General features: G+C 31.5%; 2 protein-coding genes. Both read right to left on the bottom strand.

Annotated features, from left to right (window positions below):
- Positions 1-44: 44 nt before the first annotated feature.
- Entirely contained in the window at positions 45-1,304 is a 1,260-nt protein-coding gene (locus BN349_RS22675; RefSeq protein ID WP_019244590.1) for a sensor histidine kinase, read from the bottom strand.
- Entirely contained in the window at positions 1,297-1,983 is a 687-nt protein-coding gene (locus BN349_RS22670; protein WP_019244589.1) for a response regulator transcription factor, read from the bottom strand. Before BN349_RS22670 ends, BN349_RS22675 begins: the two co-directional genes overlap by 8 nt.
- Between the last annotated feature and the right edge of the window lie 217 nt (positions 1,984-2,200).

The raw sequence follows: 2,200 nt of genomic DNA, 5'->3' as shown, positions 1-2,200 counted from the left end.
GCCTCTCTATATAATTTATATAGTGATTAAATCATTTATTTTGTTTACATTTTAGGAAGTTTTATTTTAAAAATAGTTCCTTTTCCACCGTTATTTTCAACTTTAATGCTACCATTATGACTTGAGACAATCCACTGAGCTATGGATAATCCAAGACCAACACCGCCCTTTTCACGAGTTCTTGCTTTATCCTCTCTATAAAAGCGATCAAATATACGCTTTTTATTTTCGTCACTAATACCGATACCCGTGTCACAAACTAAGATTATTACTTTATTTTCTTCAGATACAGTCCTAATCGTAATTTTGTCATTTTCAGATGTGTATTTCAAAGCATTATCTATTAATATCACTAATAATTGATGTATTCTACTTTTATCCGCTACAATACTAGCTTTTGATTGCAAATCAAGTGATACAGTCTTTTCCTGTAATTCTGCTATTTCACTATATGGTAAACAAATTTCCTCAATGAAGGAATCTAAATCAAACTTTTTCTTCACCAATTGTGTTTCAGAAGAATCTGCTCTTGCTAATGTTAACAAATCAGCTGTAAGTTTAGATAATCTGCGAGTTTCGGATAAACTGAGCGCAATATTTTCGAACTTATCCATGATTTTTGCATTCGGCGCGGTAAGTAACAGCTCCAATTTATTTTGAATAATGGTCAATGGTGTTCGCAATTCATGTGACGCATTTTCTACGAAATCTAATTGTCTTTTCCATGAAGTAATAATAGGATTCATCGTTTTTTTCGATAGCAAATAACTGGCTGAAATAGACAAAAGAATCGCTACCACAATACAAACAATCAATATTTTTTCAAAATTATTAAGGATTGTTTGTTCTGCATCAACATTAATAATAAGTTGTGTATACATTTCACCATTATTATCCTCATTTTTTACGGTAATAGATCTAAAATGATTCTCGTTTATCACTATTTTATTAATTTGATTCAAGTTATTCACATCTGGCTTCACATCTTTAAAGTAATTCTCATAATACAGTAAACCTATCTGATCTTGATTCATGATTTCCAGATCTTTATTCCATTTCAATTGGATAATCCTTAAATTTCTTGGGTAATCCCCCTTTAAAGGTGGTGGCTGCCCATTCATGTCACGCTTTTCTCCAATGCGTTCCTTAAAGGAAAGTAATTCTTTATCAACCTGTGAATACAACGTGTTTTGAACAATCGTAAAAATGATGATACCAAAAATTGCAAAAATAACTGTAAAAGCAATAAAATTTAAGAACATAAACGAGAATTGCTGCTTTTTTAAAATGCCATTCTTATTCATCTTCGGCACCATTTTCTGACAGCATATATCCTAAGCCACGAAACGTTTTTATATATTGATCATAGTGAAACTTTTTCAGGTTTTTCCTTAAATGACTGGCGTAAACTTCAACTACTGTATTCGAAGTATCTGATTCAAAGCCCCAAATACGATCAAAAATTTGTTCCTTCGTCAGAATAGTATTTTTATTATTGATTAAGTACTCTAATAGACTAAACTGCTTTCCATTCAACTTTATCGATTCTTCTCCAATTGTTGCTGTTCTATTTTTCAAATGTAGTGTTAAATCCTTGAAAGTTAGCGTATTTTCATTAAATCCACCTACAGATCGGCGTACTATCGCTTCCAATCGGAGTAATAATTCCTCTCTATGAAATGGCTTTACCAAATAATCATCGGCCCCTACCTTAAAACCTAAAATTTTGTCATCAATTCCGTCTTTTGCTGTTAAAAAAATAACGGGCGTTGTAATATGATTTTTACGTAACTCTTTTAAAACCTCATATCCATCCATATTGGGTAGCATAATATCTAAAATAATGGCATCATATATATTTTGTTGTGCGAAATATAAACCTTCTTCTCCATCAAAAGATTGTACAGTTTCGAAGTGATCTTTAATGGTTTCAACGATTGTATCAGAAAGATATCGATCATCTTCTATAATTAAAATCTTCATATTATCCCCCCTCTTATTATAGGTTAATATATTTTTCTTAAAAATTCCTAAAAAACATGGTTTCCATTTTATAAATTTGGATTAAGATAAAGCCTGTTTACCTAAAAAAGTTGCTCACTTTACACGGGGTAAGTGATGAGATCCTTGCACATAGCTTCCTATAGAATCACGCATTGCGCTCCAATCTGCTTTTAGAAAACAGCCAATACAAAAACAA

The sequence above is a fragment of the Bacillus sp. AP8 genome, from assembly GCF_000321185.1.
GTDB classification, from domain to species: domain Bacteria; phylum Bacillota; class Bacilli; order Bacillales; family DSM-1321; genus Bacillus_AD; species Bacillus_AD massilioanorexius.
This window is presented reverse-complemented; position numbering and strand designations above follow the sequence as displayed.